The sequence below is a fragment of the Leptothrix toolikensis (SeqCode) genome (assembly GCF_057922285.1).
The window spans coordinates 1-7,386 of the sequence record NZ_JBYSVC010000102.1 but is presented as its reverse complement, the minus strand read 5'-3'; the positions used below and the strand labels follow the sequence as shown (position 1 = coordinate 7,386).

4 protein-coding genes are annotated in these 7,386 nt (G+C 63.1%); all 4 read right to left on the bottom strand.

What is annotated here, in order from left to right:
- A partial coding sequence (locus tag AC3VI7_RS11525) for a beta strand repeat-containing protein (protein WP_489671543.1) occupies positions 1 to 4,117 on the bottom strand: 4,117 nt, incomplete at its 3' end.
- 138 nt (positions 4,118 to 4,255) lie between these two features.
- Complete coding sequence (locus AC3VI7_RS11520; protein WP_489671066.1) at positions 4,256 to 5,815, bottom strand: oligosaccharide flippase family protein; 1,560 nt, start codon at positions 5,813 to 5,815, stop codon at positions 4,256 to 4,258.
- Positions 5,812 to 6,798, bottom strand: a complete 987-nt coding sequence (locus tag AC3VI7_RS11515) for a polysaccharide deacetylase family protein (RefSeq protein WP_489671542.1) — start codon at positions 6,796 to 6,798, stop codon at positions 5,812 to 5,814. The genes AC3VI7_RS11520 and AC3VI7_RS11515 overlap by 4 nt, the downstream gene beginning before the upstream one ends.
- 109 nt (positions 6,799 to 6,907) lie before the next feature.
- Positions 6,908 to 7,386, bottom strand: a 479-nt coding sequence (locus AC3VI7_RS11510; RefSeq protein WP_489671541.1) for a c-type cytochrome, incomplete at its 5' end; no start/stop codon positions are given.

Sequence of the window (7,386 nt, the reverse complement as noted above, 5' to 3'; positions counted from 1 at the left end):
GGGCGGCGTTCGCACTGACCAGCGTGAAATGCAGCGCAGGTGTCAGCGGATCAAACCCCGACACATTGCCCGCCATGTCGGTTTGACGCACCCAAACATCGTTGATACCCATGGCGGGGGTAAAGGCACCGGACCAGCTCAGGCTGCCGTTGACCAGCGTGCCGTACTCGACCAAGGCACCTGCCTCGGGCAAAACATCCAGCCCTGTGACGGTATCGACCAGCTTGACCGAACCCAGTGAGGTGATTTTGTCGGTGTTGAAGACCCCGTTGTCACTCACCAGCGCCAAGCCAAGCGGTGCCACGACGGTGTCAAGGACGTAGCTCAGGCTGCTGGCAGTGACGTTGCCCGCCAAGTCGGTTTGGCTCACGACCACCGTATGCGCGCCATCCGCCAGACCGCTCCCAAGGGCACCGGGGTTCATAACGGCCGTGCCGTCGATGCTGTAGGTGACGCTGGTGTTGGCCTCGATGGCCCCGACCGTGATACCCGCCAGCGAGGAAATCAAGTCACCCACGGTTCCGGTATCGCTGCTGAGTGCGACGGTGGTGGCCACGGGTGCGGCGGTGTCGAGCGTGAAGCTCAGGCTGGGTGAGCCGATCACCACCGGGCTGACATTGCCGGCGGCATCGGTTTGGCGCACGTAGAACGTGTTCAAGCCTTCGGCTGCGACCGGCGCGCTGCTCGTCCAAGTGGAGCCGTCGGTGCTGTAGGCCACCGTGGTGCCTGCACCGGGCTCAAGGCCGGTGACCGTGTAAGCCCCTAACTGGGTGATGCCATCGTTGGTCAGTACCCCCGTGTCGGTGTTCAGGGTGACCACTGGGGCCAAGACGAGGTTGTCAAAGGTGAGAACGGCAGTGGTGGTTGCCGGGGCTGAAACGTTAAGAGCGGCATCCGTCAGGGTGACGAATGCCCCGTAGCTGTTGCCATTGATCAACACCAAGGCCGGAGCCAGCCCCTTTAAATCGAGACGCAGCGCCGCACCACCCGCCACATCGGTGGGCAAGACGGTGTAGTGGATGAGCTGGGTCGTGCCCGGGGTGGTGCCTTGGGTGGCGTCGCTGAGGGTCAGGGTGAGGAGGTCACCGGCCAAAGCGTCCGCAGGCAAGGTGAGGTCGAGGTAGGCCGTGTTGGGGGTGGCCGGGTTGTAGCTCAGGGCCAAAGCGGAGGGTGTCCCCACGCTGTTGTCAAACGTGAAGGGGGAGGCAAGCGTCAAGGCCCCCGCCGTGTTGCCGGCCGCATCGGTGATTTGGGCACTGACGCCGCTGTAGGTGGTGCCACTGCTGAGCAAGCCTGTGACATCGACTGTCAATGAGCCCGATGCGATGTCTTGTGCCGTGAGGACGATGGCTGCGGGCTGGGTGGTGAGGCCCGGGATATGGAGGACGAGGGTGTCCCCCGCGAAGGTGGCGGCTGGATCAAGCGTGATCGAGCAAGCCGCTGTGCCACCGACCCCTGCCTGAGCGGCCGCAAGATAGCCCAAGCTCAGGGCTGTGGGTTGAGCCGAGGCGAGGTTGTCGAAGGTGAACGCCGCTACGGTGGCCGGTGGGGCGGAGATGTTGCCAACGGCATCGCTCAGGATGCCGGTCACGGTGTAGCTGTTGCCGCTGGTGCTGAGGGCGCTGCTGATATCGACCGTGACAGGCCCCGTCAAGCTGGCTACATCGGCTGGCTGGACCGTGTAAGTCACAACGGCGTCTAGGTTGGCCGTGACATCGTGGACCGTGAGATGGAGGAGATCACCCGCTTGAGCATCTGCTGGCAGGCTGAGGTTGAGGGTGGTGGCCTTGTTGGTGGGGCTGTAGTTGGGCGCGCCCAAGGTCGGGCTGCCGACGAAGTTGTCGAGCGTGTAGCTCAGCGAAGCGCTGGGTGAAGCGTTGCCAGCCGCATCCAGTTGGCGAGCTTCGACCGTGTAGTTTTGCGGGCCGGTGTTTTGGGTCGAGACGCTGGGCAGGGGAGCGGTCGCCGACCATGCGCTGAAGCTGCCGGTGGCGGGGTCGGTCACGCGGTATTCAACGCGGGTGGCATCCGCATCTGGGCTGATTGCTGCCAGCGTGGCATCACGGGTGGCCGCCCCAGGGGCGACTGGGCTGGCCAGTTGCAACACCGGGGCCGCGACTGGCGCGGTGGTGTCCGGGGTGATCGAGGTGCTGGAGACGACCGGCGTACTGGTGGTGTTGCCAGCAGCGTCGGTGTAGCTGACCCGCGCGCTGTAGGTGGCGTCGCTCAGGCTGGGCGAAGAGAAGGTGTAGGTACTTGTTGTCGTACCGGGTGTGATCGTGGCCGTGAGGTTCGCCACCGGCTGGCCGTTGCTGAGCAGCTCCACCTGGGTCAAGTTGGCCAGGGCATCCGCCGGGATGTTGCTCAGGCTGACAACGATGTCACTCTGGTTGTTGCCTACCTTGGTGGATGTCAGGCCCAGATCGGTGGGTGCCGCGCTGGGTGCTTGAGGATCGTAGGTGGCAAAGGTGTTGCTGGGCAGGGTGGATAAGCCGCTGCTTGGATCGGTGTAGCGCACGCTGACATCGACGCGGGTGTTGGGCGTCCAAGTGAGCGTACTGGGCGGGCTGGTCAGCCAAGTCTGGCCCCCATTGGTGCTGTACTCGGTGACGCTGAAGCTGCTCGGCATGGCGGCATCCGGCGTGAGCGTCAGGACGGGCAGCACCTGGGTGAGGTGATCGGTCCACAGCGCATCACCCGCCGCAGTGCCTGCGGGTGCGGTGTCGGTGAAGCTGATCAACGGGCCGTTGATCCCTTGCAGCGTGTAGCTGGTGATGCTGCTGGCGGTGTTGCCCGCTGCATCGGTGACCACGACATGGATGCTGTAGCTGCCGTTGCTGGTTTGCGAGGGGATGGTGTAAGTCGTGCCCGTGGCCGCAGCTGTCGTCAGGGTGGTGAGTACGCCGGTGGGCTGGCCTTGGTAGACCTCGTACTGCACGCTGGCCCCGGTTTCGACGCCAGTGATGTCGATGGCCGAGCTGAAGACCGTGTTGCCGCTGATGGCGTTGGCGCTGCCGGCTTGCAGCAGCGTGGGCACCGTGGTGACGGTGTCTACGGTGAATGGCGCGGTTGAGGCCGGCGTGGAGACATTGAGGGCCGCGTCGGTCAGGGTGGTCGAGGCGGTGTACGACGTGCCATTCACCAGCACCGGGCTGAGATCCATGTGGGCGATGCCCGCACTCACGTCTTGGGCTGTGAGTGCATGGGTCACCAAGCGATCAGCGAGGGCACCAGAAACATCGTGAACCGTGATGGAGAGGGTGTCCCCCGCCTTGGCGTCGGTGGGCAAGGTGACGTTAAGGCTACTGGCTTGGGTGGTTGGGTTGTAACTGGGTGGGGCGCTGACGGTCGGGTTGCCGACCACCGTGTCGAGGGCTTGGGGCGTTGGCGTGGTGAACGTGGCGGGGTTGCCCGCTGCGTCGGTATAGGCGACGGTGGTGGTGTAGGCCCCGTCAGGTACGTTGGCGAAGGTATAGGACTGCGTGGTCGCCGCCCCACTGCCTGTGCCTGTGCCTGTGAGCTGATGGGTGTAGGTGTGCGCAGGGTTGCTGCTGTCGATCAGCGTGAGCGTGATGGTGGCTGCATCAGCTGGCACGCTGGATAGATGAACACTGACATGACTGCCGGTGCCCACAGAGGCCTTAACGGCATTGACCGTGACCGTGCTGCCTGTGGGTGCGGTAGGCGGCGTGGTGTCTGCCGGTGCCGGTGCGGGTGCCGGTGCGGGTGCGCTCTGACTGCCTGAGCTGGCTGCGGCCACCGCGAGTAAACCTAAACCCCCCGCGCCACCATAGAGCCAAAGGGGCTTGATGTCTTGGTGGCCAGCGCTGCTGGATGGGGCAGGGGTGGGGGTGCTCGGCGGTTCCGCTGCCGCAGGGGTGCCGGTTTCATCGGCCATGGCAAGGAGCGTTTCGGCTTCTTGTTCGGCTTCTTGTGCGGTCGCGGCGATGTCCTCGATGGGGGCGTCTTGCGCCGCATCTTCAACGGCAACATCGTCAGGCCGCCCGATGATGCGAGCTGATCGTCCGGCAGCCGCAGCCGCAGCCGTCGCAGCCGCAGCAGTCGCAGTCGCAGTAAGGTGGGTCGCTTGGATCTGCTCGGAGCTGGGCTTGTTCATGGGGTCGATGCTTTCTGGAACGATAGACGGTGCGATAGCGCTAATCTAAAAAGCACCGACTTGTTAAAAAGTTAAGGAGCACTCTCAAACGGGATCATGGGCATGAAAGTTCACCCAATGTGCGAGATTCTTACTTGGCTAGGCGCTGGGGCGGGCGTCTTTGCTCGCAAAGCGCATCAGCCGTTGTGAAACCCCACGCAATTTGGGAAAGCGGTCGGCACCTTTATCGAGCATGCCCAGATCGTTGGCGCTCCAGACCCGCAGGACCAAGGTGAGCACCGGGTAGAGCAGCAGGAAGACAAAGCCTTCGACCACCGAAGAGCGCAACGTGCCCAAGCCTGTGAGGAAGCCCGCACCCAAGGCGATGAGCATGGCCAGAGCACCCGCCAAGTTCATGCGCAGCATGGCCGCGATGGGTAGGCGCATGTCCAGCAAGCGCCGCACCGCAATCACCACGAACACATAAACCAGCAACGTCGAGATGGCGTGGGCCGTGATCGCCCCGCTCAGGCCATAGAGCGGTATGAGCCAGAAGGCAAACAAGGCACTCAGCCCCACCGAAACGACCGCTTCAAAGACACGGATGCGCTGGTTGTCGGTGATGGAGAGCACCGCACCCAACGCGCTGTGGCTCAGGGTCAGGCCTTTGACGATCACCATCACTTGCAGCAAAAAGGCCGCTGGTGCAAAGCGCTCGCCATACATCAGCTCGATAGCGGGACCAGCCCAGAAAAAGCCCAAGCCCGCCAGCAAAGTGCCCAAGAAGTGGAAGTAACGCACGGCGTCTGCCGTCATCCGCGCCACGCGGGTGATGCCATCGCTGCCCCAAGCATTGGCCAAGGCGGGCATCAAGACGGTGGTCAGGCCGATGGAGAGCATTTCCACACCGCCTCGGGTCAACGCCGCTGCAATGGTGAAAAAGCCCACCGCTTCGGCACCCACCAAGGCGTTGAGCAAAAAGGTTTCGATGGCTTTGTTGCTGAAGGCCCAGACCAGCGTGGAAAGAATGGTCCAGAGCAAATGGGGTTTGACCCGCGCCAAGAGATCAGCATCCGGGCGTTGGTTATCCGGGCGGATGCCTTCGCGTTTGAGCTGGGAGCGGGCGATGAGTGGGTGCGCCACGCTGATGCCGACAAAGAGCAGCAAGTAGATGTTCAAGTCGCTGCCGATCAGGAACATCGTGACCACCGCGACCAAGTTGGTCAGGCTCATCCAGGTCATCGACATGGCCTCGATGCCAAAAAGACCGTAGCCTTTGGCGGTCGAGACACTGAACAGATACCAAGCCTTGGCGACCGATGCGGTCAAGGCAAGGGCCCCAAAGAAAACGAGGTCGTTTTCCCAACCGGAGGGCTCAACGAAGCGCAGGACCAGCAGAAAGAAGACGCCGATGAGTAAGGCGTTGCTGACTTGGCGGCGTCTGAACCAACCGTGCAGCTTGGCCGCCGCTGATCGGTCATTGCGACCCAGGCTTTCTGAGATAAAGCGGATGGCCGAGATGTTCAAGCCATTGTTCATCAGCAACACCAGTACGCCCGACAGCCACACCATGTAGGCGTAGCGGCCGTAGTCCGCTGGGCCGAGATGGCGGGCGATCAAGGTGTTGGTGATCAACCCAGCGGCGTAGGCCAAATAGGTCGAGCCGGTCATCAGCAGCGCTGAGCGCAGCAGCGACTTGGCACCAAAGGAAGTGGTCATTGGGCGACGCTGGGTTGTTGGTACTTGGCCACACGCAGCATACGCGCGCCCATGCGCAGCGGGGTGCGCTCAATCGCTACAAAGCGCGGTAGTTCAAACAAATCTTGGCGGGCGTTGGCGATACCGTAAGCGGTGCTGACCGCTGCTTCGTAGCCCGCTTGGCGCACCAAGTCGGCTTGCGCCTTGGTGTAGTCGCGGTTGGGTTTGCCGTTGGGAAAGGCAAAGGTGCGTGGCGTCTTGCCGGTTAGATCACGCAAGTAGGCCCGATTCGCTTCGATCTCTTGGCGCGCTTGGGCTTCATCGAGCAAGGCAAGAATCGGGTGATTGACGGTGTGGCCACCGATGTCGATGCCTTGGCGGTGCAGGGTTTGTACATGCTCCGGGCGCATCATCAAGTCGTCGGGCAGCGCGCCCTCAGCCAAGTCTTGCAGGCGGCGGCAGCTTTCATGGCGGTCTTCGGGCTTTTGATATTTGATGTTTTGGGTCAGCAGCCCGATCAGCACGCGCCGACTGGCCAAGTCACCTACGGGATGAATCCCCATGCCCGCAAAGCGCAGATCGACCGTGCCGGTGGGCAAGCGGCGTACTGCCTCGACCACGGTGTCGTTGAAGATCCGCCCACCATCTAGAAAACCCGAGGCCACAAAGACCGTCGCACTGATGCCATGTGAGCGCAGCAAGGGCAGGGCCACGTCGTGGTTGTCGCGGTAGCCGTCGTCAAAGGTCAGGCACATGGCGCGTGGCGGGAGCCGGTGTTCGCGCATCAGCTGCACGGCTTCGGGCAGGGGCAAGACGTTGAAGCTTTGGGCGAAGAGCCGCAGTTGCATGTCCACCCAAGCGGCGTCGGGTACTTCGGGTTGCAGCGGGTCGGGCTGAGCCAAGACGCGGTGGTACATCAGGATCGGCAGTCCCGGTCTGCGCTCCCCCCCGGGGTAGCGCAGACCGGCGGCCATGCGCAGCATGTGCTGAAAAAGTCCCGCCATGATCCAAACCCTTTGCTGTTGCATTGCAAGTCACGCGGGCTGCATCGTAGCGAGAGAACGGACACCCCCCTGATTCGGGTGTGTACCAGGGTGTGACCAAAGTACGGTCTCAGCGTGCGCTGTTGATATAGGCCGACAGATTGAGCAAATCTTGCGCACTCAGGGTGCTGGCAAACCCACCGTGAGCGCCCTTGGTCATGGCCGCCGTGATGCCGCTGAGCGTGGCCGCCTTGGTCACATTGTTGACATTGGCGGCCACGTTGGTGGTGTGGCAGGCAAAGCACAAACCATTGAACTTGGTCTGCCCGGCAGCGATGTCACCCGTGGCGGGTGCGGGTGCGGGTGCGGGTGTTGGCACAGGGGCCGGTGCCGGTGCAGGAACGGGCGCAGGGGCTGGTGCGGGAGGGGGCACAGGAACAGGAGCCGGTGTTGGTGTTGGCACAGGGGTAGGAGCGGGGGCTGGAGCAGGGGCCGGTGTCGGTGCGGGAGAAGGTGCCGGTGCAGGTGCCGGGTTCACATCCGAGCTATTGGCTTGCCATGTGCCGCTATTTGTGTGACCGGGGCCGGTGAAGGTGCCCGAGAGTTGAC